The sequence below is a fragment of the Streptomyces sp. NPDC033221 genome (genome assembly GCF_055577005.1).
Genome location: NZ_JBVIQN010000016.1, coordinates 48184 through 73573, shown reverse-complemented (window position 1 = coordinate 73573; position 25390 = coordinate 48184). Strand labels below are relative to the sequence as shown.

Annotated in this window: 23 protein-coding genes; 13 read left to right on the top strand and 10 right to left on the bottom strand. The window is 72.6% G+C overall.

Features of this window, described 5'->3' with window-relative positions; translation table 11 throughout:
• Positions 1-17: 17 nt before the first annotated feature.
• Positions 18-1751 (bottom strand): ABC transporter permease, encoded by a 1734-nt coding sequence (locus ACZ53K_RS21905; protein ID WP_468839067.1) that lies wholly within the window; start codon positions 1749-1751, stop codon positions 18-20.
• Between the two features lie 484 nt (positions 1752-2235).
• On the opposite strand from ACZ53K_RS21905, the gene ACZ53K_RS21900 reads away from it, so the two are divergent.
• On the top strand, positions 2236-2421 hold the full coding sequence (locus ACZ53K_RS21900; RefSeq protein WP_468839064.1) for a hypothetical protein: 186 nt from the start codon (positions 2236-2238) through the stop codon (positions 2419-2421).
• A 58-nt stretch (positions 2422-2479) separates the two neighbouring features.
• Here ACZ53K_RS21900 and ACZ53K_RS21895 read toward each other — a convergent pair whose 3' ends face one another.
• From ACZ53K_RS21895 to ACZ53K_RS21885, 3 genes are all read right to left on the bottom strand, one after another.
• Positions 2480-3535, bottom strand: coding sequence for a chitinase (locus tag ACZ53K_RS21895; protein WP_468839061.1), 1056 nt, complete (start codon positions 3533-3535; stop codon positions 2480-2482).
• A 213-nt stretch (positions 3536-3748) separates the two neighbouring features.
• Complete coding sequence (locus ACZ53K_RS21890) at positions 3749-5041, bottom strand: MFS transporter (RefSeq protein ID WP_468839058.1); 1293 nt, start codon at positions 5039-5041, stop codon at positions 3749-3751.
• Positions 5038-5679 carry a helix-turn-helix domain-containing protein gene (locus tag ACZ53K_RS21885; protein ID WP_468839055.1) on the bottom strand — a complete coding sequence of 214 codons (642 nt, stop codon included), beginning with the start codon at positions 5677-5679 and terminating at the stop codon, positions 5038-5040. The genes ACZ53K_RS21890 and ACZ53K_RS21885 overlap by 4 nt, the downstream gene beginning before the upstream one ends.
• A 247-nt stretch (positions 5680-5926) precedes the next feature.
• On the opposite strand from ACZ53K_RS21885, the gene ACZ53K_RS21880 reads away from it, so the two are divergent.
• Both ACZ53K_RS21880 and ACZ53K_RS21875 read left to right on the top strand, forming a co-directional pair.
• Positions 5927-8272, top strand: a complete 2346-nt coding sequence (locus tag ACZ53K_RS21880) for a HelD family protein (RefSeq protein ID WP_468839287.1) — start codon at positions 5927-5929, stop codon at positions 8270-8272.
• Positions 8273-8462: 190 nt separating this feature from the next.
• The gene (locus tag ACZ53K_RS21875) at positions 8463-9476 is read left to right on the top strand and encodes an alpha/beta fold hydrolase (RefSeq protein WP_468839052.1); all 1014 of its coding nucleotides are present in this window, start codon (positions 8463-8465) and stop codon (positions 9474-9476) included.
• Between the two features lie 31 nt (positions 9477-9507).
• Here the strand turns inward: ACZ53K_RS21875 and ACZ53K_RS21870 are convergent, their stop codons facing one another.
• A complete protein-coding gene (locus tag ACZ53K_RS21870) occupies positions 9508-10314 on the bottom strand; it encodes an SDR family oxidoreductase (protein WP_468839049.1) in 807 nt (268 codons plus the stop codon).
• Between the two features lie 220 nt (positions 10315-10534).
• Between ACZ53K_RS21870 and ACZ53K_RS21865 the strand changes: the two genes are divergently transcribed.
• From ACZ53K_RS21865 to ACZ53K_RS21835, 7 genes are all read left to right on the top strand, one after another.
• The gene (locus tag ACZ53K_RS21865; RefSeq protein WP_468839046.1) at positions 10535-11266 is read left to right on the top strand and encodes a methyltransferase domain-containing protein; all 732 of its coding nucleotides are present in this window, start codon (positions 10535-10537) and stop codon (positions 11264-11266) included.
• 227 nt (positions 11267-11493) lie between these two features.
• On the top strand, positions 11494-12693 hold the full coding sequence (locus ACZ53K_RS21860; RefSeq protein ID WP_468839043.1) for an AAA family ATPase: 1200 nt from the start codon (positions 11494-11496) through the stop codon (positions 12691-12693).
• A 20-nt stretch (positions 12694-12713) separates the two neighbouring features.
• Positions 12714-14333: a VWA domain-containing protein gene (locus ACZ53K_RS21855; protein WP_468839040.1), complete on the top strand. Its 1620-nt coding sequence runs from the start codon at positions 12714-12716 to the stop codon at positions 14331-14333.
• Between the two features lie 248 nt (positions 14334-14581).
• A complete protein-coding gene (locus ACZ53K_RS21850; protein ID WP_468839037.1) occupies positions 14582-15439 on the top strand; it encodes a hypothetical protein in 858 nt (285 codons plus the stop codon).
• 98 nt (positions 15440-15537) lie between these two features.
• The gene (locus ACZ53K_RS21845; protein ID WP_468839034.1) at positions 15538-16035 is read left to right on the top strand and encodes a DUF2975 domain-containing protein; all 498 of its coding nucleotides are present in this window, start codon (positions 15538-15540) and stop codon (positions 16033-16035) included.
• A complete protein-coding gene (locus tag ACZ53K_RS21840) occupies positions 16035-16274 on the top strand; it encodes a helix-turn-helix domain-containing protein (protein WP_468839031.1) in 240 nt (79 codons plus the stop codon). Before ACZ53K_RS21845 ends, ACZ53K_RS21840 begins: the two co-directional genes overlap by 1 nt.
• A 289-nt stretch (positions 16275-16563) precedes the next feature.
• Positions 16564-17388: a YhjD/YihY/BrkB family envelope integrity protein gene (locus ACZ53K_RS21835; RefSeq protein WP_468839028.1), complete on the top strand. Its 825-nt coding sequence runs from the start codon at positions 16564-16566 to the stop codon at positions 17386-17388.
• Here the strand turns inward: ACZ53K_RS21835 and ACZ53K_RS21830 are convergent.
• Positions 17380-18783, bottom strand: a complete 1404-nt coding sequence (locus tag ACZ53K_RS21830; RefSeq protein ID WP_468839025.1) for a DUF2252 domain-containing protein — start codon at positions 18781-18783, stop codon at positions 17380-17382. The two genes, ACZ53K_RS21835 and ACZ53K_RS21830, sit on opposite strands and share 9 nt — an antisense overlap.
• Before the next feature lie 207 nt (positions 18784-18990).
• On the opposite strand from ACZ53K_RS21830, the gene ACZ53K_RS21825 reads away from it, so the two are divergent.
• Entirely contained in the window at positions 18991-20340 is a 1350-nt protein-coding gene (locus ACZ53K_RS21825) for a diacylglycerol/lipid kinase family protein (RefSeq protein WP_468839023.1), read from the top strand.
• 30 nt (positions 20341-20370) lie between these two features.
• Here the strand turns inward: ACZ53K_RS21825 and ACZ53K_RS21820 are convergent, their stop codons facing one another.
• The gene (locus tag ACZ53K_RS21820) at positions 20371-20832 is read right to left on the bottom strand and encodes a DUF7144 family membrane protein (RefSeq protein ID WP_468839020.1); all 462 of its coding nucleotides are present in this window, start codon (positions 20830-20832) and stop codon (positions 20371-20373) included.
• A 179-nt stretch (positions 20833-21011) separates the two neighbouring features.
• On the opposite strand from ACZ53K_RS21820, the gene ACZ53K_RS21815 reads away from it, so the two are divergent.
• Both ACZ53K_RS21815 and ACZ53K_RS21810 read left to right on the top strand, forming a co-directional pair.
• Complete coding sequence (locus tag ACZ53K_RS21815) at positions 21012-21305, top strand: hypothetical protein (RefSeq protein ID WP_468839017.1); 294 nt, start codon at positions 21012-21014, stop codon at positions 21303-21305.
• A gap of 193 nt (positions 21306-21498) precedes the next feature.
• Complete coding sequence (locus ACZ53K_RS21810; RefSeq protein WP_468839014.1) at positions 21499-21912, top strand: response regulator transcription factor; 414 nt, start codon at positions 21499-21501, stop codon at positions 21910-21912.
• On the opposite strand, the gene ACZ53K_RS21805 is transcribed toward ACZ53K_RS21810, so the two are convergent.
• The 3 genes from ACZ53K_RS21805 to ACZ53K_RS21795 form a co-directional block, all read right to left on the bottom strand.
• Positions 21818-24214 carry a winged helix-turn-helix domain-containing protein gene (locus ACZ53K_RS21805; protein ID WP_468839012.1) on the bottom strand — a complete coding sequence of 799 codons (2397 nt, stop codon included), beginning with the start codon at positions 24212-24214 and terminating at the stop codon, positions 21818-21820. The genes ACZ53K_RS21810 and ACZ53K_RS21805 overlap by 95 nt on opposite strands.
• 121 nt (positions 24215-24335) lie before the next feature.
• Positions 24336-24821 (bottom strand): DUF1269 domain-containing protein, encoded by a 486-nt coding sequence (locus ACZ53K_RS21800; protein ID WP_468839009.1) that lies wholly within the window; start codon positions 24819-24821, stop codon positions 24336-24338.
• Between the two features lie 2 nt (positions 24822-24823).
• On the bottom strand, positions 24824-25372 hold the full coding sequence (locus tag ACZ53K_RS21795) for a DUF1269 domain-containing protein (protein WP_468839006.1): 549 nt from the start codon (positions 25370-25372) through the stop codon (positions 24824-24826).
• Positions 25373-25390: the final 18 nt, after the last annotated feature.

Sequence of the window (25390 nt, the reverse complement as noted above, 5' to 3'; positions counted from 1 at the left end):
CGGGATGACGGGGGCCGTTACAGCGCGCAGCGCTTCATCGCGAAGCGGTACAGCCGCCGCCAGAACAGCCGGTTGATGACGACGACGTAGACGCTCATCAGGACGGCGCCGAGGAAGTTGCGGGCGAAGTCGCCGTCGGCGGTGGCCTGCTGGATGTACGCGCCGATGCCGGCCGCGGTGAGCGTGGTGGTGCCGTAACTGACGGTCTCCGCCTGGATCGAGGCGTTCCAGGCGCCGCCCGACGCGGTCAGCGCCCCGGTGACGTACGAGGGGAAGACGGCCGGCAGGATCAGCTTCCGCCAGCGCAGCCAGCCGCGCAGACCCAGGTCGGCAGCGGCCTCGCGGAGGTCGCCGGGGATGGCGCCGGCCCCCGCGATGACGTTGAACAGCACGTACCACTGGGCGCCCAGCGCCATCAGGGCGATGCAGCCCCAGTTCAGCGAGATGCCGGAGGCGCCCAGGACGATCACTGCGAGCGGGAAGACGAAGTTGGTCGGGAAAGAGGCCAGTACCTGCACGACCGGCTGGGCGAACCGGTTGACTTTCGGGTTCATCCCGATCCATACGCCGATGGGCACCCACACCACGGTCGAGAAGGCGACCAGCAGCAGCACCCGGCCGTAGGTGATCAGTGCCAGCACGGCGTCGTGGCCGATCTCGGGCAGCGGCACGTGGGCGAGGACGTAGGAGAACGCCTGCCACCCGATCGCCGCGACGGCCACGGCGTAGAGCACGGAGAAGACGAGGTCGGCCTGCCTGCGGCGGGCGGCGTCGTGGTGCAGCCGTCCGCGGCCGGTGCCCAGCACCCGCATCGCGCGGTCGAGCCGTTCACCGGCCGGGCGCAGGGCGCGCGCCAGGCGGCCGGGCAGCGTCGAGCGGCGCAGCAGCTGGAGGAACCAGCTGCGCGGCTGCTCGGCGATCTCGCACTCCTCGGTACGGAACCGCTCGGCCCAGGCGGTCAGTGGCCGCCAGAAGAAGAAGTTGACCGACACCACCGTCACGATCATGACGAGGACGGCCAGGGCGACCCGGGAGCCCTCCCCGTCGTCCAGCGCCTGGGCCACGTACGAGCCGATGCCCGGCAGGGCGTTGTCCCGGTTGTTGACGCTGATCGTCTCGGAGGCGCTGAGCGCGAACCAGGCGGCACCGAAGCTGATCATGCCGTTCCAGACCTGGGCGATCATGCCGCTGGGCACGTCCAGCTTCCAGAACCGCTGCCACCGGGTGAGCCCCATCAGCCGGGCCGCCTCGTCCAGCTCCCTGGGCTGGGTGGTCAGCGACTGGTAGAAGGCCAGCGCCATGTTCCACACCAGCGCCGTGAAGACGGCGAAGACCGAGGCGCATTCCAGACCCAGCGTGGAGTGCGGGAACAGGGCGACGAAGCCGGTGACGGTGATGCTGAGGAAGGTCAGGACCGGTACGGACTGCAGGATGTCGATCGCCGGGACGATCACCTTGGCGGCCCGCCGGGAGCGTGCCGCCCACGTGCCGAACACGAAGGTGAAGAGCACCGCGGGCACCAGCCCGGCGAACATCCGCAGAACGGAACGCGCCGCGTAGTACGGCAGCCGTCCGGGATCGGTGGAGACGGCCGGCGGATTTCCGGGGTGGAAAGGCTGGCCGGTGGTGGCCCCGACACGGGCCACCAGATAGAAGAGTGCGAGGACACCGCAGAGAATCAGGATGTCGACGGGACGCATTCGGGCAGCGCGTATCGCGCCGCCGGACGGGAACTGGCGGAGTTTCGTCATGGAGGTACCCGGAAGAATTCATGCGGGCAGGCCGGCGCGGCGGCGAAGAACTCGCCCCGCGGGCGCGCTGCCCGGCAGACGGAAGCCGCGGGCCGTACGGCCCGGTCAGCAGGAACGTCGGCGAGCGGGACTGGGAGGATCGCCGTACAGCACAACGACCACCTCCTCGAATTCTTCGGCACAAGATTGCGCGGCCTCGTCCGGCCGGCACCGGAAAGAATGATGGCACGCCATTGCGGCCCGGTCAAAAACTTTCCGGAGTTTTCCGGAAGCTGAAAGCCTCTTCAGAATTACCGGCGCCCGGCGGGTCGGCGCGGGGCGCCGAAGCGGAATCCGAATTTTCTGAAGGCGAGTTCAGGATTCTTCTGAAGGTGCGTTCAGAATTCATCGAAGAGGCGGTCGGGGAACGCCGGTGGGGGTTCCGCTCTCCCGCCCCGGGCCCCGGGGCGCCGGCGCACTCCGGGGAGATGGGACAATGGTGGCGATGATTAAGGAAGACCACCGCAGCGAGAACCAGACCGACCCGGCAGCCGCCTCCCAGGACACCGAGGCGGACACCGTACGGCGGCAGGCCCGGCTGACCCTGGCCGGCCAGGCCCGGGACGCCGACGAGCTGAAGATGCTCCTGGAGATGCTGGGCCTGCACCCCTCCCAGGAGGGCGAGAGCTGAGCCCGTACGAGGGCGGGCCCGGCCGCCCGGCCGGACCCGCCCTCGTACCCGCTCGGGATCAGCGTCCCTGGAGCGCCTTGACGTTGTTCCCGAACGACCACGCCTTCGAGCCGTCCCAGTTCAGCGACCAGGTCATCAGACCTTTCAGCCCGCCGCGATAGGTGTTCCACGCCTGGCCCACCAGCCCCGGTGACATATGGCCGCCGCCCGCCCCCGGCTGCGCCGGCAGGCCGGGGACCTGCTTGTCGTACGGGACCTTGATGGTCGTGCCCTGGATCACCAGGCCCTTGTTCAGGCAGTCCGTCTGCTTCGTGAAGCCCTGGACGGTGCCGGCGGAGTACGCGTCGCCGGAGCAGCCGTACATACTGCCGTTGTAGTACTGCATGTTCAGCCACCAGAGCCGGCCGTTGTCCGCGTACTTCTTCACGATGGGCAGGTACGCGCCCCAGATCGAGCCGTACGTCACGCTCCCCCCGGTGACGTACGCGGTCTCCGGCGCCATCGTCAGGCCGAAGTCGGACGGCATCGCGGCGAGCACACCGTCGATGATCCGGATCAGGTTGGCCTGCGAGGCCGACAGCGTGTTGATGTTGCCGCTGCCGGTGAGGCCGGTCTCGATGTCGATGTCGATGCCGTCGAAGTTGTACTTCTTCAGGATCGGCACGACCGTCTCGACGAACCGGTCGGCGACCTTGCTGGAGCTGAGGTCGATGCCGGCCGCGGCGCCGCCGATGGACATCAGGATCGTCTGGCCCGCCGCCTTGGCCTCGCACATCTCGGCCGGAGTCGCGACCTTCACCGTCGCGTCCATGCCGTCCTCCCACAGGACCGTGCCGTCCGGGCGGATGACGGGGAAGGCGGCGTTGAGCACGTTGTAGCCGTGCTCGCGGATACGGGGGTCGGTGATCGGGGTCCAGCCGAACGGCGGGTGGACGCCGTTGGCCGCGCCGTCCCAGTTCTCCCAGTAGCCCTGGAGCACCTTGCCCGCGGGCCTGGACTTGACCGGGCAGGTGGTCTCCCGTGGCGCGGCGCCCGGCGCCGCGGCGGTCAGCAGCGAGACGGCGCAGGCCGTCGCCAGGCCGGTTCCGAGCAGGCGGAACGCCCGACCGAACATGATGTGCTCCTTTCCGGCCGTGGCCGGCGGTGACTGGGGAGGGGTACCGGTGGAGCGTGGGGAGGTGACGCGCGGATGGGGCGGCGTACGGGGAAGGGGTACGCGGTGCCGGTGGTGCGCGGCGCAGGGATGCGTGGTGCCGGTGGTGCGCGGGGGGTGATGGGGGTGCTGCGCGTTGCGTTGCCCGAACCGTAGGGTGGCCCGCCGGGGCCGTCAATAGGTCTGGACCAACTCGGTGGCGTGCGGCTCCTGACGGGACGTCGGCAGGTCGCGGGCCCGCCGGAGCGGCGAACAGAACAGGAACACGGCGGCCAGCGGAATGCCCGCCGTGGTGATCCACATGGCCGCGCGCAGTCCGAGCACGGAGCCCAGCGCGCCCCCGAGCAGCGCGCCGAGCGGGATCGTGCCGTAACCGAGGAAGGTCGAACCGGCGGTGACGCGGCCGAGGAGGTGCGGTGGACAGTAGCGCTGCTGGAAACCCGCCTTGATCACGTTGCCGGCCACCACGCCCGCGGCGACGCAGCAGCCGCCCGCGATGAAGAACACGACCCCGGCGCCGTCGGTGGTCAGCGGGATCAGCAGCGCGAACAGCGCCAGCCCGAACTCGAACAGCAGCGTCGCGCGGGCCGTCCCCACCCGCGCGGCGGCCCGGCGGGCGAGGAAGGCGCCGACCACACCTCCGGCGCCGGTCGTCGCGACCAGACCGCCGACCACCGCGGGGGACAGGCCGACGTCCTGGACGAGGAAGATCACCAGGACGGCCTGGTACCCCATCAGGGCCAGGTTGGAGGCGGCGCCGAACAGGGCCAGCGTACGGAGCCAGGGGTCACCGGCGATCAGCCGCAGCCCTTCGCCGACCTCTCCGACGAGCGCTCCCGGGCGCCGCTCCGTCCGCTCGGCGCGGGGCTCGCGGTGCCGGATGACGGACAGGCACAGCAGCGCGACGAGGAAGGTCGCGGCCTGCGCGAACATCCCGTTCACCGCCCCCGCCGCCTGCGTGATCAGACCGCCGGAGCCCTGCCCGGCGACCTGCGCGGCGGACGCACTGCCGTGCAGCTTGGCGTTGCCCTCGGCCTGGTCGTCAGGGGCGAGGATGCTGGGCAGATAGGCGGTGTAGGCGGTCTGGAAGAACACCGTCGCCGTACCCGTCAGCAGGGCGACGGTCAGCAGCAGGCCCGTACTCAGCAGGCCGCACCACGCGGCCACCGGCACACCGGCGAACAGCACGCACGAGACCGCGGCGGCGGTCAGCATGACCGGCCGGCGCCGCAGCCGGTCCACCCAGGCGCCCACCGGCAGACCGATGACCAGCCAGGGCAGCCAGGCGGCGGCGCTCAGCATCCCCACCTCGAAGGGCCCGGCGTGCAAGGTGGACACGGCGACCAGCGGCATCGCCACGCCGGTCACCGAGGCGCCGAACTTGCCGGCGGTCTCGCCGCACCACAGCAGCCGGAAGTCGCGGTGGCGCCGCAGCAGACCGGCCTGCCGTTCCGCGTTCCGGCTCACGCGTCGCCCCGCTCTCTGCGCGGGAAGGACTGGAGCTGTACGACGACGGGGAGCGCGTCCGGCGCGGCCACGGCATCCGGGGCCGGAGTGTGCCGGGCGATCACCTCGAAAAGATCCGCGTTCAGTGCCGCGAGCTGTCCGGGCGTCAGCCGCAGATCGTGCCGGTCCGCCACGGTCCCGGCCTGCCGCCAGGTCTCGTCCCAGTCCTCGTTGACGTAATCGGTGACCCGGGAGAAGTACTGCTGCACCAGTTCGTGCAGATAGACCGAGAGGGCGCCCCGGGAATCGGGATCGTCACGGAAATCGGCGGTGTTCAGGTCGTTGGTGACGTCGACCCGTTTCCACCAGCGCTCGCGTCTGGTGCCGCGCCCGGTCTCCTCCTCGATGAATCCGTGCTCGGCGAGGTGGCGCAGATGCCAGCTGACGGTACCGGTGTTCTCCCCGAGGCGTGCGGAGAGCCGGGCGGACGTGGCGGGCCCGTCGAGGGTGAGCAGTTCGAAGATGCGCATCCGCAGTGGGTGGGCCAGCCCGCGCAGGCTGCGGGCGTCCAGGCGGCGGGCGGGGCGGGGATGCGTGGGACGGGTGGCGGCGGTGTGGTCGGAGGGCTGGTCGGGGGTGTGTTCAGGCTGGGCGGACATGGCGGCAGCCTAAGGTGCAGAGAAGTCTCTGCATAGGGGTTGCAGAGACTTCTCTGCAATCTGTCTCGCCTTTGCAGGTGTGTGGCTCCCGCACCCCACCCGCACAACAAAAAGCCCCGGTCCGTATTGACGGCCGGGGTGAATCTCTGCGTATATTGGGCGTTTGCATGTCTTGCTAATTCTTACATGCATGACTCGCCACTAGAGAACACGGTATCGGAGCGGAGCTGAATTGTCAAACGAGGAATTGCGGCGCGAGCAGGAATTCACCGACCTGCTCTACGAGCGCCTCGCCGAACTGCGGGCCGGAACCGAGGCCGCCGTTCAGCGCGCGCTGCCGCTGGAGGGGAACAACTTCCAGGCGCGGCTGGAGCGCGATGTGACGGTGGCCGAGCAGTCCGGGCTGCTGGCCGCCCTCGACGCCGGGGAGAACGGCCTGTGCTTCGGCCGCCTCGCGTTCCGTGACGGCGCCGACCACCACATCGGCCGGATCGGCATCCGCCGCGACGACGCCGACCGCACGCCCATGGTCATCGACTGGCGGGCCGATGTCGCCCGCCCCTTCTACCTCGCCACCGGCCACACCCCCATGGGGCTGCGCCGCCGGCGCCACCTCACCACCCAGGGACGGCGCGTCACCGCCCTGCACGACGAGATCCTGGACCTCACCGACACCGAACGCACCGGCCACGAGGGCTCCGACGCGGACGCCGTACTGCTGGCGGCCCTCGACGCCGCCCGCACCGGCCGGATGCACGACATCGTGCAGACCATCCAGGCCGAACAGGACCGGATCATCCGCGCCCCGCACCACGGCGTCATGGTCGTGGAGGGCGGCCCGGGCACCGGCAAGACCGCCGTGGCCCTGCACCGCGCCGCGTACCTGCTGTACGCGCACCGCGAGCACCTCGCCCGCCGCGCCGTGCTGATCGTCGGCCCCAACCCGGCCTTCCTCGGCTACATCGAGGAGGTGCTGCCCTCGCTCGGCGAGACGGGCGTCCTGCTCGCCACGCCCGCCGAACTGTTCCCCGGCGTGACCGCGACCGGCACCGACACCGTGCGCGCCGCCGAGGTCAAGGGCGGCGCCGCGATGGCGGACGCGCTGGCACGGTACGTACGCGACCGGCAGGCCCTGCCCGACCCCGTCCGCGCCATCGACCACGAGGACGGCGAACTGCTGCTGGACGCCGAGATCGCGGCCGCCGCCCGGGAGCACGCGCGCGCCACCGGGCTGCCGCACAACCTCGCCCGCCCGTACTTCGCCTTCCACGTCATCGACGCGCTCACCGCGCAACTGGCCGACCGGATCGGCGCCGACCCGTACGGCGGGCCGAACCTCCTCGGCCCGGACGACATCGCCCAGCTCGGCAAGGCGGTCGCGGCCAGCCCCGACGTCCACGCCGCCATCCAGGAACTGTGGCCCGAACTCACCCCGCAGCAACTGGTCGCCGACTTCCTCGCCGACCCCGTCCACCTCCCGGACGCCGACGCGGACGCGATCCGCCGGACCAACGGCCACCACGGCCCCTGGCCGGAGGACGACGACTGGACGCCCGCGGACATCCCGCTGCTGGACGAGGCGGCCGAACTCCTCGGTGAGGACGACTCCGCGGCCCGCGCGGCCGAGGAGGCGGAGCGCCAGGAGCGGATCAAGTACGCCCAGGGCGTGCTCGACCTCTCCTACGGCTCCCGCACGCAGGAGTTCGAGGACAAGGACGACGAGGACTCCGAAGTGCTGGCCGCGCACGACCTGATCGACGCGGACCGGCTCGCGGACCGGCACGAGGAGGCCGACCACCGCAGCGCCGCCGAACGGGCCGCGGCCGACCGCACCTGGGCCTTCGGCCACATCATCGTGGACGAGGCACAGGAGCTGTCCGCGATGATGTGGCGGCTGCTGATGCGCCGCTGCCCGACCCGCTCCATGACGCTGGTCGGCGACCCGGCGCAGACCGCGGAGCCGGGCGGCTGCGGCACCTGGGAGTCGATCCTCGCGCCGTACGTGGACGACCGCTGGGACCTGGTCCGGCTGGGCGTCAACTACCGTACGCCCAGCGAGATCATGGACGTCGCGGCCGAGGTGCCCCGTGCGACGAACGCCTTGTTCGAGCCGCCGCGTTCGATCCGTTCCACCGGCGTACGGCCCTGGGCCCTCGGCACCGCCGCGAGCGACCTGCCGCGGACGGTCGCCGACGCGGTGGTACGGGAGACGGCAGGCGTCGCGGCGTCGCGTCCGGCGGACGCGGCGGAGAGCGGCAGCGACGGTACGGGGGAGGGCCGGCTCGCGGTCATCGCCCCGCGGTCCCACCACCCGGCGCTGTCCGCCGCGCTGTTCGCCGCCCTGCCGGACGTGTCCACCGGCGCGGCCCTCGACCTGACCTGCCCGGTCGTGCTGCTCGACCCCCGGCAGGCCAAGGGCCTGGAGTTCGACACCGTGCTCGTCGTCGAACCGGCCGGGTTCGGTACGAGCGACCTGTACGTGGCCCTCACCAGGGCGACACAGCGGCTGGGCGTGGTGCACGCCGAGGCGCTGCCGACGGCGCTGCGGTCCCTGGCGGACGCGGAGCCCGCGGCGGCCGGTCCGGGACGCTGACCGCACGGTCCGCGCGCCTCGCCGTCCGTACGGTACGGGCGCCGCACACCCCGTGCGGCGCCCCCGCACCGCCCGCGGACGCTTTGCCGAACCGGCAAAGAAGCTGGGGAGAAGGCGCGCCCGCCGAGGATGATTCCGGTGGCGGCCGATGGAAGCCGACGCCGCCGGACCACCGAGCGAGGAGCCCGCGATGCACCAGCGCACCGATGACCCCACCTTTGCCGAGGCCGGCAGCACCACCCACCGGGCCGCACACCGGCTGGTGGAAGTCCCCGGCGGCCGTATCCACCTGGTCGAGCAGGGCACCGGCCCGCTGGTCCTGCTGCTTCACGGATTCCCCCAGACCTGGCACTCCTGGCGCCGGCAGCTTCCGGCCCTGGCCGCCGCGGGCTTCCGCGCCGTCGCCGTCGACGTGCGCGGCTACGGGCGCTCCTCGAAGCCCGCCGACGTTGCGGCGTACCGGATGACGGCGCACGTGGCCGACAACGTCGCGGTCGTACACGCCCTGGGGGAGCGGACCGCGACCGTCGTCGGCCACGACTGGGGCGCCACCATCGCCGCGAACACCGCACTGATCGAGCCCGACATCTTCACCGCCGTCGGTCTCCTCGGCGTGCCCTACGCGCCCCGCAACGGCGTTCGTCCGTCGGACGCCTTCGCCATGATGAGCGGCGACGAGGAGGTCTACGTCAGCTACTTTCAGCAGCCGGGCCGCGCGGAAGCGGAGATCGAGCCCGACGTACGCGGCTGGCTGGCGGGCTGCTACGCCAGCCTGTCCGCCGACACCATGGGCCCCGAAGCCGTCCCGGGCTGCTTTTTCGTCCCACCGGGCAAGAAGATGTCCGACCGGTTCGTCCGCGGTGTCCGCCCCGGCTGGCTCTCCGAGGCCGCATTCGACGAACTGGCCGAGGAGTTCGAACGGACGGGCCTCACCGGCGGGCTCAACCGCTACCGCAATGTCGACCGGGACTGGGAGGACCTCGCCGCCTGGGACGGCGCGCCGATCACCCAGCCCTCGCTCTACATCGGCGGCGACCGCGACGCTTCCACGACCTGGCTGGCCGACGCCATCGAGGCGTTCCCCACCACGCTCCCGGGCCTGTCCGCCAGTCACGTACTCAAGGACTGCGGGCACTGGATCCAGCAGGAGCGGCCCGAAGAGGTCAACCGCATCCTCACCGAGTGGCTCCGCTCGCTGACCTGACGGCTCCCACGGCGGCCGCGCCGCCAGGGCGCTACTGGGCGCTCGCGGCCGGTCGTACGACGAGTTCGTTCACGTCGACGTCGTCGGGCTGGGCGACCGCGAAGGCGATGGCGTTCGCGACCGCGGACGCCGGGAGGGCCACCGCGCGGTAGGCCCGCATCGCCTGCCGGGCCAGCGGATCGCCGATGCCGTCCGCCAGTTCGGACTCGGTGACGCCGGGGGAGACGACGGTGACGCGGATGTCGCCCCCGGACTCCTGGCGCAGCCCCTCGGACAGGGCACGCACCGCGAACTTCGTGGCGCAGTAGACCGCGGCGGTGGGCGACACCTCGTACGCGCCGACCGAGGCGATGTTCACGAAGTGCCCGCCGCCCTGGTCGCGCATCACGGGCAGCGCGGCGGCGATCCCGTGCAGCACGCCGCGGACGTTCACGTCGAGCATCCGGTCCCACTCCTGGGTCCGCAGCGCCTCCAGGGGTGACAGCGGCATCACACCGGCGTTGTTGACCAGGACGTCCACCCGTCCGTACGTGGCGCGCGCCGCTTCGACGAAGGACCGCACGTCCGCGGCGTCGGTGACATCCAGGCTCCGGTACGCCGCCGAGCCGCCGTCGTCGGTGAGCTGCCCGGCCAGCTCCTCCAGCCGGTCGGTACGGCGGGCACCGAGGAAGACCCGGTGCCCGTCCGCGGCCAGCCGCCGCGCGGCGGCCGCACCGATGCCGCTGCTCGCCCCGGTGATCAGGACGACCTTGCCGGGGGCGGCGGCGTCCGCGCTGCCGTGACCGCCGACGCCCGTAGCCGGGCCGGTGTTCGTCCGCGCGGGAGTGTTCGCTTGCATGCTGTGCTGCCTTTCGGGGGGCCGTGTGTCTGCCCTCCAAAGGCTGGCCCACGGCAGCCGCCGTCACCAGGACGGACCGTGCCTGGGGGCCTGGCACCCACCCTTGGCCCGCCGCGCCTCCCCGTACTGGCAGGGCTGAACGTCCGCACGCCCCGCTTGCCACACCGGTGCACCGGAGATAACCAGAGGCAGGAACGTACCGTCGGAGCCGGGAGGGCGTATGGATGTGTCGGAGCGATACCGTGCGGCGTGGGAGAGCTACTGGCGCGACACGCCGGACGCTCCGGGCGCGGCCATCTTCGACTGCGCCGCCGAGCTGGGCGCCGGACGCCACCTGCCGTTGCTGGCCCCCTTCGCTGACGCCTCGCTGCCCGTGGTCGACCTGGGCTGCGGCACCGGCACCCAGACCCGTTACCTGGCCCGGCACTTCCCCCGGGCCATCGGCGTGGACCTCGCCGAGGCCGCCGTCGCCCACGCCCGGCGGGCCGACCCCGGCGGCACCGCCCGGTTCGAGCAGCTGAACGCTGCCGACCAGGATGCCGTACGGCGCCTGCACGAGCGCGTCGGCGACGCCAACGTCTACCTGCGCGCGGTGATCCACCAGAGCGAACCGGACGCCCGCCCGGCGGTCGCCGCCGCGGTCGCGACCCTGATCGGCGGCCGCGGCCGCGCGTTCGTCGTCGAATTGCTCTCCCGCGCCAAGGAGGTCCTGGCGCACGCGGCCGGGGGCGCGGACGGTCCGCCGCCCAAGCTGGCCAGTATCTTCGCGCACGGCCTGACCCCCGCCGACGCGGACGACGCCGCCGTACCGGGCTTCTTCCGCGATCTCGGCCTGCCGGTGCTGGCGAGCGGCGAGATCGACCTGGTGATGACCGAGCACCGTGCCGACGGGGTACGGATCGACCTGCCGGCCCAGTGGATGGTCCTCGGCCCCCGGGAGCCGGTGTCCTGACACGGACTCGGAACGGACGCCGCGTCCGCGCCGGCGGCCGGGCGGCGCTGGCGGAGGGGCCCGGAAGCGCTGTCCGGTTCCCGGGATATCTTGCTCGGGCGGCGGGCCGTCTCCGGGTACGGCCCGGCGCGCTCACTGCCACCCCCAGCTGCTTGCCGCCGTGCCGTAGCCAGGGGAGAAGAACCGTTTCACCAGCCCGACGGGGCGTTGCAGGCATGGAGTTGCACATGGGCGCACAGGACGCGCAGGACACGGCCGGCAGACTGCGGGCGATCAGCGACGAGCTGTCGGACCGCTTCTACGAACGGGCCGACGTGGTACGGACACTGGTGGTGACGCTGCTGGCCGGGCAGCACTCGCTGGTGCTCGGCCCGCCCGGAACGGCCAAGTCCGAGCTGGCCCGGGAACTCACGGGCCGGATCGAGGGGGCGGCGTACTGGGAGATCCTCCTGTCGAAATTCACCGCGCCGACCAGGATGTTCGGCCCCATCGACGTCGCCGCGCTGGCCCGGGGCGAGTACCGCCAGGTCTACGACGGCCGCGCCACGACCGCCCATGTCGCGTTCATCGACGAGATCTTCAAATGTTCCACGGCGGCGCTGAACGAGACGCTGGGCTACCTCAACGAGCGGATCTACCACCCCGAGAGCGGCGGCGAACCGATCCACTGCCCCCTGATCGGGGCCATCACGGCCAGCAACGAACTGCCCGCCGGCGAGGACTGCGCCGCGATCTACGACCGGCTGCTGGTACGGATCGAGGTCGGATACCTGGAAGACCCCTCGAACTTCGCCGCGCTGGTCCGTTCTGCCGTCAGCCGTCCCGCGGCACCCGTACGGACCAGCATCGAACTGGCCGCCCTGCAGCACGCCGTGACCCGGGACGTCCCGGCCGTGGCCGTACCCGACACGATCGTGGACGCGGTGTGCACCCTGCGGGCCGCCCTGCGCCGCAAGGAACTGATCGCCTCCGACCGCCGCTGGCGGCAGGCGGTGGGCCTGCTCCAGGCGTCCGCGTACCTCGACGGCCGCCCCGCGGTCGCCGAAACCGACCTGTCGGTGCTGACCCACGTGCTGTGGGACTCCCCGGCCGAACGCCCGACCGTGGAACGCGAAGTACTCCAACTGGTCAACCCCGACGCCAAGGAAGCGCTCGACCTGGCCGACACCATCGAGGAGCTGGAGACCCAGCTCGACGCCATGGCCGGACAGTCCCGCGAGGCACTGAGCGAGTGGGTCATCAAGAACGCCCACAGCAAGCTCGCCAGGACCGGGCAGCGGCTGGAGAAGCTGCGCGACGAGGCGGCGGGCGCAGGCCGCTCCACCGCCGCCATCGACCGGGTCATCGGCCGCCAGCGCGCCGTACGCGCCCGTGTCCTCACCGAGGCCCTCGGCGTGGACGCGAGCACGGTACAGGCCCAGCTCTGAACGCCCGGGGGAACAGCGCCATGGGCGAGACACCGCACCAGCTCGACGAGCAGGCGAGCCGGGCCGGGAAGTGGCTGAGCCTGTCCACCGCCGCTCCCGAACGGCACACCACGGCCGTCATCGCGGACCCGGCCGACCGCATCACATGGCGCGACACCTACGAGCAGTCGGCCGGACTGCGCGAGCTGGCCGAGGAACTGGACGCCCGCCACGACCACACCGCCGACCTCCTGGCCGACACGTTCCTGGCCGCGTACCAGACCGGCACGCGGATCCGCGAGCGCGCGGAGATGGACCCTTCCCGGCTGGTCAACCACCAGGTCATCACTTCCCTGGTGGAGTCACCGGACTTCGCCGAACTGCACCGGGAGACGGCCGGCGACCCGTACGCCGCAGCCATGGCCGTACTCGCCCAGTCCGCCGAGCTGCGCCGGATGCTGGAGCGCCACCGGCACGCCCAGGAACGGGCCGAGCAGGCGAAGCAGGCCCGGCAGGGCGCCGAAGGCGCGGCAACCGCCGTGGGCGAGGCACTGCGGCAGGCCGCCGACGCGGCCGACGGGAACGGCACCGTGCCGACCCCGGCCGCCGACGCCGTCCAGCAGGCGATCCAAGCCGCCGAGACCGCCGAGGCCGCCGCGCGGCAAGCCGCCCAGGGCGCCGCACAGGCCCTCGCTGCGGCGGCCCCCGGCACCCGCACCGCCGCCCGGAACGCGGTGGCGCAGGCCACCGAGAGCGTGCGGGAGGAAGCCGCGCTGATGCGCGCATGGGGAGTCGACGCCGGCGAGCTGGAACGGATGCCGTTCGACCAGCGCGCCCGGCTCGCCGAGCGGCTGCGCACCAGCCGGCTCGCACAGTGGGCCGAACTGATCGGCCGCTTCCGGCAGATGGCCGCCGGTGAGCGCGCCCGCAAGGTGGAGAACACCGCCGGGGAACTGGTCGGCGTCACGCTCGGCGACGACCTCTCCCGCGTCATCCCCTCCGAACTGGCCAACCTCGGCCTGCCCGAACTGCGCGCGGTGTTCGCCGCCCGCTACGCCGCCGGAGAGCTGATGCTCTACGACAGCCAGGGCGAGCAGACCACCGGCCAGGGCGCCATCATCGCGTGCGTGGACACCTCGCACTCCATGTACACCGAAGGGCCCGGCGGAGGCACCCGGGAGGCATGGGCCAAGGCGTGCGCCCTGGCGCTGCTGGACCAGGCCCGCCACGCTGGGCGCGACTTCGTCGGCATCCTGTTCTCCGCCGCCGACAAGATCCGGGTCTTCCGCTTCCCGGCCGACGAGCCGGCCGGCCTCACCCGGACCCTCGACTTCGCGGAATCCTTCCTCGGTGGCGGCACCAGCTACCAGGCGCCGCTGACGGTCGCCCGCGAACTGCTGGCGGAGGAGTTCGACGACGCGGCACGCCGACGCGGCGACATCGTGATGCTCACGGACGACGAATGCGACGTCACCGAGGAGTGGATGCGCGGCTGGAACGCCGCCAAACACCTGCTGGGCTTCCGCGTCTTCGGCGTGGCCATCGGCGCCCCACGCGCCGCCGAGGCCGACTCGGTCCTGGACGCCCTGTGCGACAACCTCCGCTCCATCGAGGACTTCACCGACGTCCACGCTGCCGCCGACCTCTTCCGCGTGATCTGACCGGCCCCTGCACGCAAGCTCGGGCCGGCGTGCGATCCTGACGCGCGCCCGCGTTCGGGTGTGCGCGGCCCGTCTGTGCGTACGGGCGCATGGCGCGTAGTCGCCCTTGGGGCAGTGCCTTTTCGGACGGGTGCGTACCGGCTGCCACCGGACGCGCTTCAACGCATGGCCCGCTCGGGCAGGCTCCCCGCCTACATCGTCTGAACACGTGCCGTACGGGGGTGCCGGTGAGGCGCAACAAAGATCTCATGACGGCTCTGCTCAACGCCCGCAAGGCGCTCACCGAGGAGGTTTCGGGGCTGGGCCGGCGGCTGGACGACTCGCGGTGCGAGGCGGCGGGGACGGAGCGGACGCTGTCGCTGCTGCGGCGGGAGGTCTCCGACGTACGGCAGTCGATCGCGGGCCTCCAGCAGTCGCTGGACGCGCTGGCGCGGCATCCGGTGTTCCGTACGGAGTTCACGGAGTGCGCCGAGCGGCAGGAAGTCCCCGGTGAGGTCGAGGCCGAGGCCGAGGACGAGGCTGAGATCGAGGACGAGATCGAGGTCGAGGACGAGGAGTCCGAGTGGGTGGAGCCGGAATTGGTGGACGCAGGGCAGGAGCCGCCCTTCCCTCCGCTCCCGGACACCGAGGACGCCGAGGACGCCGAGGACGTCGAGGACGCCGAGGACGACGTGGCCGACCACGAGGACGGCATCGGCCGGGACACCGCCCCCGGCACCGCTGCGGACCCGGGCACCCAGGAGGACATCGACCACGGCGTGCTGCTGCTGAAGGCGGCCCAGACCGGGACGGTCGCCGTCGTGTGCCACCGCGAGACGTGGGAGTTCTTCGCCGCCTGTGCCGCCGGTGACGAGCACTTCCGCTGTGCGACCGGGCTGGTGGACGAGGGCGACGGCCGGGTACGCGCCGTGCTGTCCGGGCGCTCCGTCATCGGTGCGCTGATCGCCCTGCGCCGTACCCGCGACGAGCGTCACCTCGACGGTACGTGGGCCCTGGCGAGCGCCTTCTACTCCCGTATCGCCGAGGGCCTGCGCACCACGGGCCGGGACGGCACGCGGCCATTGACCGTCGTCTTCGACGACGGCGTGCCGGAACCGGACGCGTAACGATCGCTGCCGCATGCACCCAACTCATGCCCGCTTACCGGCCACTTGGCCGGAGACCATCGATTGTTTTTCGATCGGAATCAATCGACAATCGATACATGCCTCGTTACTGCATCGCCATACTCCGGGCCTGTATCGCCGTGGCCCTCCTGCTCGGCCTCTTCGGCCAGGCCGTCGTCATCCCCGGGACGGCGGCCGATGAGGTCGACCGCTTCCCTCCGTACGCCCCGTTCGCCGTGCCCTACGCCGTGGTGGCCATCGTCGGCGTCGCCTGTGTGCAGGTCGCGCTCGCCGCCGTGTGGATGCTGCTCACCATGGTCGAGCGCGACGCCATCTTCACGCCGCGGGCCTTCCGCTGGGTCGACACCATCATCGCCGCCTCGGTCGTGGCGACGCTGCTGGCGGCCGGGGTGACCGCGCACCTGGCGCTGGCCGAGATCCCCGCTCCCGACGACGGCATGGACGTCATCGGCGCGCTGGGCGCCGCGGTCGCGGGCCTCGGCGTGGGCGCGGCGTTCGCGATGCTCGTCGTCGTGATGCGCGGCCTCCTGCGCAAGGCGACGGATCTGCAGACCGAGATCGCCGAGGTGGTCTGATGGCGATCGTCGTCGAACTCGACGTCCAGCTCGCCCGCCACAACCTGTCCGTCGGCGAGTTCGCCGACGCCGTCGGCATCACGCCCGCCAACATCGCCGTACTGAAGAACGGCCGCGCCAAGGCGGTGCGGTTCACGACGCTCGACGCGATCTGCCGCACACTCGGCTGCCAGCCCGGTGACGTACTGCGGTGGGTTCCCGACGACGTCACGGACGACGGCGGGAACCAAGGGGGGTAAGGGCCGTACCTCGTGTACCTCGTGGTGTCACCGGTGTGCGCGGAAGAACTCCGTGAGGTCGTGGGCGACCGGGCTCGCGACGGCCATCAGATGGATGCCCACCACCGCCTCGGGGTGGGCCTCGCCGAGCCGGGAGGTGATGCCGGCGCCCAGGTCGCCGCCGACAGCCGGCAGCCGCCCCCGCAGGGGCGGCCCCGCCGCCTCCCCTCACCCTCGGCGGGCGACACGCGGCGGAGGGCCGGCTGTGAGGCTGGCCGGGCCGGATTCCCTGCCGCGAGAGGGCTGCGCCATGGCGATCACCGGTCTCGACCGGACGTTGGCGGGACGTGTCGTACGGCAGCTGGTGAGCGTCAACGTCCTGGACCTCGCGACCCGGCTGGCGGCGCAGGCATTCCTGGCCGCGTTGCCGATGCTCATCGCCGTGTCGTCCTTCTGCCCGTACGCGGTACGGCAGGAACTGCTGCGGTCGCTGCGCTCCCTGCTCGGATCGGGCAGCCCCCTCCTGGCGCAGGCCGAGCAGGTTTACGGGTACCGGGAGCAGGCGCTGCACAGTTGGGGAGTGGCCGGCGTGCTGGTCGCCCTGTTGTCCGCCACGGCCTTCACGCGGGTCCTCCAGCGGGTGTGTGAACGTTCCTGGCGCCTGCCGCACGCGGGGGCGCGGATCGTGGCGTGGCGCTGGGCACTGTGGCTCGTGGTCTGGATCGTGGCGCTCCTCTGCCAGGGGCTGCTGCACCGCGCCTTCGGCGCGGGGCCTGCCCTGGGAGTGCCCCTCCAGATGGCCGGTGCCGTCCTGATGTGGTGGTGGTCCCAGCATCTGCTGCTCGCCGGGCGGGTGCCCTGGATGCCGTTGCTGCCGGGAGCACTGCTGACCGGTGTGGGCGTGGTGACGTTCTCGCTGCTGTCCGGGATCTGGCTGCCGCGCACGCTGGCCCGGAGCGTCGAGCGGTACGGGCCGCTCGGCTCCGTCTTCACGCTGCTGTCCTGGCTGATCCTCTTCTTCGCCGTCGTCGTGTCCGGCATCGCCGTCGGCCGGGTGCTGGCCCGTACCGAGGCCGTCCGGCGCCGGTTGGGGATGCCGCCCGAGCCGTCCAACCCGTCCAAGCCGTCAGGCTGACCTCGCGGCCACCCGGCCGTCGCGCGCCGCCTCGGCCAGTGCCCGGTGGTCGCGTTCGTTCTGATCGGCGTAGCTCTCGGCGAACCGTGCCAGCGCGCGGTCGAAGGTGTCGGAGCGGCCCAGATAGGCGGCGATGGCCACGCGGTCGCCGGACCGGGCGTGGGCCCGGGCCAGTGTCGCGCCGCACAGCCGGCCGAACAGGCACATGACGTCGGGCGACATCGTGTCGGCCTGGGGGATGGCCTTCCAGTCGCGCAGCTGGCGCAGGTAGAAGTCGCGCTGCCGCCCGTCCAGCCCCTCGACCCGTTCCCAGCCGAGGAACAGGTCGCTGGCCGCCTGCATCAGCCGCTGCCCGGAGACGACCCGTTCCCCTTGGTTCACACCGGGGTCCGGGGCGGTATGCGGCGCGAGGACCGACTCCTGCGCCTCCTTGGCCTGGAGGAAGAGGGGGTCCGCGTCGTCCCGGCCGAGCAGCAGCAGGACCCAGCAGCGGGTCCCCACACTGCCGACGCCGACCACTTTGCGGGCCATGTCGACCACGCGGTACTGCGCGAGGAGCGCCTGCCGGTCGGCCTGCAGGGTCCGCGCGTAGCGGTCTACGAGCTCTCGCAACTGCTGCTCCAGGCGGTCGCGTTCGACGCCGGGGAGGAGGTCGCCGAGCGGTACGACGAGGGGCGGGTCGGGCGTGATCCGCAGTTCGCCCTTGACGGAGTGGGCGAGCCGCTCCATCGCCTGGAGGTGGTCGCGGGTGCGGGCCTTGGTGAGGGCCCGGGAGACCCGCCGTCGGGCCTGTTTGCCCAGTTCTCCGCCCAGTGTGGCGTGCAGCTCGTCCGCGTCGATCCGGGCGTACCAGACGTCGAGGTTGCGCATCCCGGCGAACGCGGCCATCGCCTCGCGGTACGCGCGGACCGTCTCCCGGACCACATGTGACCGCTCCGGCGTGCCGAAGCCGTTGGCGCGGCCGGCGATGACGAGGCTGGCCGACAGCCGCTTGACGTCCCACTCCCAGGGGCCGGGCAGCGTCTCGTCGAAGTCGTTGACGTCGAACACCAGGTGCCGCTCCGGGGAGGCGAGCAGCCGGAAGTTCAGCAGGTGCGCGTCCCCGCACAGCTGGGCCGTCAGCCCGGTGGACGGCATGGCGGCCAGGTCGCCCGCCATGATGGCGGCGGCTCCGCGGAAGAAGCGGAACGGGGATTCGAGCATCCGCCCGTACCGGATCGGTATCAGCTCCGGGAGCCTGCTCGCCGACTGCCGTTCGAGCACGGCGACCGGATCGGGCCGGTCCGCGGCGGGGGCGAACTCAGCGTGGCCGGAGCGCGGCGCGAGCGTGCGGGCCGCCCGGCCGAGGGCGGCCCGTTCTTGGGCGGTGAGATGGGTGTGCTCGGTGGCGGACATAGCGGCTCCCTCCTGGGGACACGAAGTTCGGCCCGTACGGCCGGTTCGCCATCACCCGGGCGGTGTGAGGCGGGTGGCGGGGGGAGAACTCCGCGGTGGCCAGGGGTGGAGGCCGGTCCGTTTCCCCTTGGCCCGGTGCGCCGGGCCGTCGCGGGGTCGCCTTGCCCGGGTGATGCCCGTACCGGCCGTCCGGCGCACGGTGGCGGCATGGAACCGACCATGCGAAGGCAGCGGTGGCTGGCGCGGGCGTCACTGGCGGCCGCCGCCGCGGCGGTGCTGGTGCTGGGCGTGTTCGCGGGAATCCGCACGCTCGCCCTGGTGGGAGTCGGACTCGCCGGTCTGGTGGTCACGGCCGCCGCGGTCTGGTGGGCCCTGAGCCGGCGGGGCGTCCTGCGGGTCCTCGCCTTCCTGCTGGCCCTGGCCGCCCCGGCGTGGGTCGCCCTGGAGTTCACCGGCGCCCATCTGGCCTGGGTCGCCGCCCTGTCGGCGGGGCTGTGGCTGGCCGCCGTCGGCGCGGGCCGGGCCGCCCTCGTCCTGCACCACCGGCCGGTCCCGATGCCCGAGCGGCCCGCACCGGAGTTCCGCCACCCCGTCCTGATCATGAATCCGCGCTCGGGCGGCGGCAAGGTCGGCCGGTTCGGGCTGTCCGAGAAGGCCGGGGACCTGGGCGCCGAAGTGCTGCTCCTGGAGGGGCCGGGGGAGACCGACGTGGCCGAGCTGGCCCGCAAGGCCGCGGCCGGCGGCGCCGATCTGCTCGGTGTCGCGGGCGGGGACGGCACCCAGGCCCTGGTCGCCGACGTCGCCGCCGCTCTCGGCCTGCCCTTCCTGGTGATCCCGGCCGGTACGCGCAACCACTTCGCCCTCGACCTGGGCCTGGACCGCGACGACCCGTCGAAGGCCCTGGACGCCCTGCACGACGGCGTGGAACTCCGCGTCGACCTCGGCCGGGCCGCCGGCCGGCCCTTCGTCAACAATGTGTCGTTCGGCGCCTACGCCGAGGTGGTGCAGAGCCCTTCGTACCGCGACGGCAAGTCCCGTACGACCCTGGAACTGCTGCCGGACCTGCTCATGGGCCACCGGGGCGGGCAGCTCACGGCACGCGCCGGGGAGCACGTCTTCGACGGCCCGCAGGCCCTGCTGGTGAGCAACAACCCGTACGGTACGGGCGACATCGCGGGGCTGGGGCGCCGGGCGCGCCTGGACGGCGGTGTACTGGGCTGCGTCGGTGTGCGGGTCAGCAGCGCGGCGCACGCCGCCGGCCTGGTGCGGGGCGGGCGGTCCGCCGGTCTGACGCGGGTGACGGCGGCGCACGTCGTCGTCGACGCCGATCAGGAGCGGATCCCGGTCGGCGTCGACGGAGAGGCACTGCGGCTGCGCGTGCCGGTGCACTGCGAGGTGCGGCCGCTGGCCCTGCGGGTGCTGGTGCCCCGGCGACGGCCGGGTGTGCGGCCGGCCCGGCCGCCGCTGGACTGGCGGCTGATCGTCAGGCTGGGGCTGTACCGGCGCGGAGCCCGCGGGGAACGGCGCGGTGCCGGGGCAGGCGGCGGACGGTTCTGACGGACCTCCGCCGGGGCCCGGCGGGCCTGCCTACAGCGGCGCGTTGTACGCCTTGTGCGCCTCCCGGTGGCCGTAGGTGGCCAGGGACCAGATCACCAGGACGTCGAGAGCGATGATGATCGCCGACCACACGGGGTAGTACGGGGTGAAGAAGAAGTTCTCCAGCGCACTGAAGATCGCGACCCCGATGCCGACGGCACGCGCCCAGGTACGGCCGTTGAAGACCTGGAACGCGGCCGCGACGACGACGAGGCCGGAGACCAGCTGCAGCCACCCCCATCCGTTTATGCTGAAGTCGTAGGCGTAGTTCTGCTGCGCCCGGTAGAAGTTGTGGTCGATGATCGCGGCAAGCCCCGCGATCACGTGGTAGGACCCGATGACGGCCATGATGCACACGGCGAACACGACTCCGCCGAGCGCGACCGGGGATACGTGCGGCTCGGGTCCCGGTGCGCCCTGCCGGCTCTGTCCTGCCGACATCTGCTCGGTCATGCCTGCACCTCCTTGCTCGGTGGGCCGGAGCATCCCCCACGCGGCACCGCGCCCGGTTCACCCGCGGAGGATGAGACCGGGCGGGCACCGGCTCCCCGTCACCCGCCCGAGGTGAGGCCGGGCCGCGCCGCCCGGCGACAATGGCGGGGAGGCCAGTCCGCCCCAGCGGAGGTGACGCCATGGGCGCACAGGCGGGTGCGGGGCCCGAGCGAGCGGGAACGCCGTCCGGCGGCGGCGATTTCGAGATCCGGGTCCGGGGCAGGGTCGGAGCTGCCCTCACATCGGCTTTCGGCGAGCTGACGGTCCGGCTGCGCCCGGCCGAGACGGTCCTGTACGGGGCCGGTCTCGACCAGGCCGCGCTGTACGGCGTCCTCGACCGTATCCAGGCGCTGGGACTGGAGTTGCTGGAGGTCCGCCGGCTGCCCGCTCCGGGCGGCTCCGGCGGGCGGAACACGTGCGCCGAAGGGCCGTAAGAGCCTGTCTTTGAACCCCCGCCTGCGCCCCGACGGGGGCTCAAAGACAGGCTCTAAGGCATCTTCCAATACCGACCTGTCCCGCGCGACGCTGAGCGGGTACCGCCTGCCGCCGGGAGGTAAGGACATGCCTGCTGCGCTCCGTGCCGCGCGAAGATGCCGGATTCCGGCCGGGTCCCGAGGTGCCGGACGGGTGACCGACCTGCGCGGCCGGTTACGGGAACTGGGCTGCGACGCCGGGGCGGCGGACACGGCCGTGACGGCCTGCCTGATGTGGATCGCCGACATCCTCGTGGAGACCGCGGAGGGACTGGGCGATGCGCGGGCCGCGGAGGCGCTGGTGGACGAGGCGGCGGCGGTGCTGGTGTCGGCGCCCCGGCGAAGCCGTGCCGTACCGCACCCGGCGGCGGCCGAGCCGCTGACGGACCGCGAACTGACCGTGCTCCGGGCGCTGCGGACGGAGCTTCCGCTGCGGCGGATCGCCGACGACCTCTTCGTGTCGTACAACACCGTCAAGAGCCATACCCGCGCGGTGTACCGCAAGCTCGGTGCCCACTCCCGGGCCGAGGCGCTGTACCAGGCCCGGGAACGGGGGCTCCTCCGGTAGGGGGGCAGCGATCGCCCTCGCCGACGAGCAGTTTCAGCTCGCGGGCCCGCCGGACCGCGGCCGACCGCCGGGTCACCGCGAGCTTGCGGTAGACGCTCTTCAGGTGCGTCTTGACCGTGTTGACCGACAGGTACAGGTCGGTGGCGATCTCCTCGGTCGTCATCATCTGCGCGAGGCGGCCGAGCACCTCCCGTTCCCGCGCGCTGAGCCGCTCGACCGGGTCCGGGGCCACGGGGGCCGGCTCGGGACGGGTCAGGACGCGGGTACGTGAGCCACCGGACGAGTCGAGCACCGCCGCACACACCGGTCCCACCGTGCGCAGCAGTCCCACGGGCAGCCGGCAGTCGGCCACGGTGTCACCGAACCGGCCGGCCGATGAACCGTTCTGCTCCGCCGTCTTGGCGAGCCCCGCCGCCAGCGAGCAGATCTCCGCGACGAACGGGTCGGGCGCACTGCTCAAAGCGGCCCGCGCATACCCGAGTTCGCGACGCGCCTGCGCGGGTTCGCCGCGCGCGAGGCCGATCCAGGCGTGGACGACGTGCAGCGCGGAGCGGGAGCGGTCCCCCGCGGTCCAGGCCGGCAGGGGCGGCTGGGAGGCGTGCGTGGCGAGTTCGCCGGCCGCGCGGAACCGCCCGCGCAACGCCTCCAGCAGGGCGAGCTCGACCAGGCAGTCGCGGCGCAGCACCCCGTTCCCGGCGGCGCACGCGGCCTTGAGACCCGCGGAGAGGGAGACCGAGGCGGCCTGGAGGCTGCCGTCGCGCAGCTGGCCCTGGCCGCGGATCGCCAGGGTGAGTGCCGGGATCTCCGGGTGGGCCGCCAGCGTCGCCCGCGTCAGCCGCGGGCACAGCGACTCCGCCTCGGCAGCCGCGGACCCAGCGGCATCCGGGTGCCGGGAGCGCTGCTGGGCCATGCGGATCACGGCATGGGTCAGCCGGCAGCGGACGATCCGGTCCTCCTGGCAGGCGGGCAGCTCCCCGACGAGCCGCGCGGCGCGCTCCAGGGAGCCGGTACCGGCCGCGTCGTCGCCATGGGCCAGGGCGGCGGCCGCCGCGACGAGCGCGGACTCGGGCTCGTCCGCCTGCGGGGCCTCGGACAGCTGCCGGATCAGCTCGTCCGGCAGGCGGCTCCCGGTCAGCCCGAGAAGCTGCCCGACCGCCAGTTGCCGGACGATCAGCCGGCCGGCGCTGCCGTGGTCGCCGGCCGCGAGCCAGTGCCGTACCGCGTCGGCGAGCAGCTCGTGTTCGCCCAGCCAGGCCGCCGCCCGGCGGTGCAGTTCGGGCACGAGCCCGGGTGTCTCGTGGCGCAGGCACATCCGCAGCACGTCGGCGAACATCCGGTGGCAGCGGTACCAGCCGTGTCCGGCGGGCTGCAGGAAGGAGTTCTCCCGCACCAGCGCCGCGAAGTGGCCCCCCGCCTCCTCGCCCGCCAGCTCGGCCGCCAGCTCGGCGTTGACCAGCTCCAGAACGCTCGTCGTCAGCAGCAGCCGCCGCATGCCCTCGGGCTGTACGTCGAGGACCTCATCCACGAGGTAGCTGACCACCGCCTCGTCGTCCCCGGCGAACTGCGCCACGAACTTCTCCGGACTGGACTGCTTCTCCATGGACATGGCCGCGAGGCGCAGACCGGCGGCCCACCCGTCCGCGCGCTTCCTGAGGGTGCTCACCACTTGACGGGACACCTCGACGCCGTGCTGGGCGAGCAGCGCGGCCGTCTCCCGGTCGTCGAAGGCGAGGTCGCAGGTGCGCAGTTCGGTGAGTTCGCCGGACAGCCGGAAACGGTGCAGGTGCAGGGGCGGGTCCCGGCGCGCGAGCACCACCAGCCGCAGTGCGGGGGCCGCGTGCCGCACCAGGCCGATCACCGTCTCGGCGGTCGGTGAGCCCGGTTCCGTCCGGAAGTCGTCCAGGACCAGCACGACCGGGTCGTGCCGTGCGGTCAGCCCGGCCGTCAGCGCGGCCACGAGCAGCGGACCGCCGGACGCCGGCGCGGACGGCGCCACGTCCGCGCCCACCGCGCCGAGCGCGTCGATCACGCGCGGCCAGAAGACGCCGGGCTGCTCGTCGAGGCCGTCACAGGTCACCCAGGCCACCGGCCCGGGAGGCCGGCCGGTGTGCGCCCACTCCACGGCGAGCGCCGTCTTCCCGGCGCCCACCGGACCGACGACCACGGTCAGCGGCCCGAGGACGCCACCGGAGAGCCGGTCCGTCAGCCGGGGCCGGGGGACCAGCCACCGCGGCAGCGCGGGCACCGTGACCGAGGGAGTGAACAGGGGCCCGCCGCGCTGCTCCTCCGGGCTCGTGTCCATGGGCGGCACCTCGCTCTCGGAGCGGGAGGGTGCGGCTCAGGCAAGTGTGGGGCGGACACGGTGGAAGGAGCAGTGCGGCGGGCGCCCTTTCACCCGGGTGAAGTTCCCCCGGACATGCCACTCACGCCGAGTGCAGCGCCGCGATCAGCTCGTCCTCGCGGTCCTTCGTCAGCGACGTACGGATCACGCTGGGGTTGAAGGGGCGTACGGCCTCCCGCACCCGGTCCGGTGTGGAGCGGCGGACCAGCGCGAACACCGCGGCCCGGCCCGGTTCGAGGGTGCCGGCGATCTCCTTGACGAAGGCGTCGTTGATGCCGACGTCGGTCAGCTTGCCGGCGACCGCACCGGTGGCCGCGCCGACCGCCGCGCCGAACACCGGCATCAGGAACAGCATCCCGAACAGTGTGCCCCACAGGGCACCACCGGCCGCACTCGTCGCGGTGGGGTTGTACGACTGGCGGACATGGATCTTGCCGTCCATGGTCCGCCAGGCCAGCGCCGCATCGTCCAGATCGAGCAGTTCCTGGTGGGACAGGTCCTTGGCGAGCCGCAGCACCGCGTCCGCCTTCTCCTTGTCCGAGAATCCGAGTACGACGAGATCTGCCATCACTACCTCCTGGTGGAAGGGCCGGTTCCCCGGCCCGGCGTGGACGGGGCGGCGGCCGGCTCGCCCAGCCGCCGGGCCGCGGCCGCGAGCTCGGCGGCCACCGGCGCGAGCGCCTCTTCGGTGAGGAACCCCTCCGCGACGGGCACCCCGCCGGTGTCCCGGATGGCCTCCTTCAGACGGGTCGCCCATACGTGTTCGAGCAGGATGAACGCCGCCGCGACGCCCGGCTCCATCGACTCGGCCAGCCCTCCGATCTCGGTGGGGGACAGGCCGAAGGCGCCGCCGTCCGGCGAGGGGACGGCCGCCCGGGTGTCCCGCGGCCGGTCCGCTGTCAGGCCGAGCAGCGCGGCGACGGTCTCGCCCATGCTCTCCGCCTGGTAGTCGAGGGCGAACAGCCGCCCGTTCGGCTCCTTGCGTACGAAGAGCATGTCCAGGACGCGGACCTGGCCGTTCGCCTCCAGGACGCCCAGCTCCTCGATGATCCGGCCCTCGAACTTCGCGTCCGGACCGAACGCGACGGTCAGCAGCTGTACCGGTCCGATCATGGTCATGAGCGCCCTCCTCCGACG

Excerpts from the sequence above, each read along its gene's own strand:
- ACZ53K_RS21845 (WP_468839034.1), top strand. The coding sequence starts at position 15,538 with ATGCCTCGTTACTGCATCGCCATACTCCGGGCCTGTATCGCCGTGGCC.
- ACZ53K_RS21815 (WP_468839017.1), top strand. The coding sequence starts at position 21,012 with ATGGGCGCACAGGCGGGTGCGGGGCCCGAGCGAGCGGGAACGCCGTCC.
- ACZ53K_RS21820 (WP_468839020.1), bottom strand. The coding sequence starts at position 20,832 with ATGACCGAGCAGATGTCGGCAGGACAGAGCCGGCAGGGCGCACCGGGA.
- ACZ53K_RS21840 (WP_468839031.1), top strand. The coding sequence starts at position 16,035 with ATGGCGATCGTCGTCGAACTCGACGTCCAGCTCGCCCGCCACAACCTG.
- ACZ53K_RS21870 (WP_468839049.1), bottom strand. The coding sequence starts at position 10,314 with ATGCAAGCGAACACTCCCGCGCGGACGAACACCGGCCCGGCTACGGGC.
- ACZ53K_RS21905 (WP_468839067.1), bottom strand. The coding sequence starts at position 1,751 with ATGACGAAACTCCGCCAGTTCCCGTCCGGCGGCGCGATACGCGCTGCC.
- ACZ53K_RS21805 (WP_468839012.1), bottom strand. The coding sequence starts at position 24,214 with ATGGACACGAGCCCGGAGGAGCAGCGCGGCGGGCCCCTGTTCACTCCC.
- ACZ53K_RS21795 (WP_468839006.1), bottom strand. The coding sequence starts at position 25,372 with ATGACCATGATCGGACCGGTACAGCTGCTGACCGTCGCGTTCGGTCCG.
- ACZ53K_RS21885 (WP_468839055.1), bottom strand. The coding sequence starts at position 5,679 with ATGTCCGCCCAGCCTGAACACACCCCCGACCAGCCCTCCGACCACACC.
- ACZ53K_RS21895 (WP_468839061.1), bottom strand. The coding sequence starts at position 3,535 with ATGTTCGGTCGGGCGTTCCGCCTGCTCGGAACCGGCCTGGCGACGGCC.
- ACZ53K_RS21825 (WP_468839023.1), top strand. The coding sequence starts at position 18,991 with ATGGAACCGACCATGCGAAGGCAGCGGTGGCTGGCGCGGGCGTCACTG.
- ACZ53K_RS21865 (WP_468839046.1), top strand. The coding sequence starts at position 10,535 with ATGGATGTGTCGGAGCGATACCGTGCGGCGTGGGAGAGCTACTGGCGC.
- ACZ53K_RS21875 (WP_468839052.1), top strand. The coding sequence starts at position 8,463 with ATGCACCAGCGCACCGATGACCCCACCTTTGCCGAGGCCGGCAGCACC.
- ACZ53K_RS21835 (WP_468839028.1), top strand. The coding sequence starts at position 16,564 with ATGGCGATCACCGGTCTCGACCGGACGTTGGCGGGACGTGTCGTACGG.
- ACZ53K_RS21900 (WP_468839064.1), top strand. The coding sequence starts at position 2,236 with ATGATTAAGGAAGACCACCGCAGCGAGAACCAGACCGACCCGGCAGCC.
- ACZ53K_RS21800 (WP_468839009.1), bottom strand. The coding sequence starts at position 24,821 with ATGGCAGATCTCGTCGTACTCGGATTCTCGGACAAGGAGAAGGCGGAC.
- ACZ53K_RS21855 (WP_468839040.1), top strand. The coding sequence starts at position 12,714 with ATGGGCGAGACACCGCACCAGCTCGACGAGCAGGCGAGCCGGGCCGGG.
- ACZ53K_RS21850 (WP_468839037.1), top strand. The coding sequence starts at position 14,582 with ATGACGGCTCTGCTCAACGCCCGCAAGGCGCTCACCGAGGAGGTTTCG.
- ACZ53K_RS21830 (WP_468839025.1), bottom strand. The coding sequence starts at position 18,783 with ATGTCCGCCACCGAGCACACCCATCTCACCGCCCAAGAACGGGCCGCC.
- ACZ53K_RS21860 (WP_468839043.1), top strand. The coding sequence starts at position 11,494 with ATGGGCGCACAGGACGCGCAGGACACGGCCGGCAGACTGCGGGCGATC.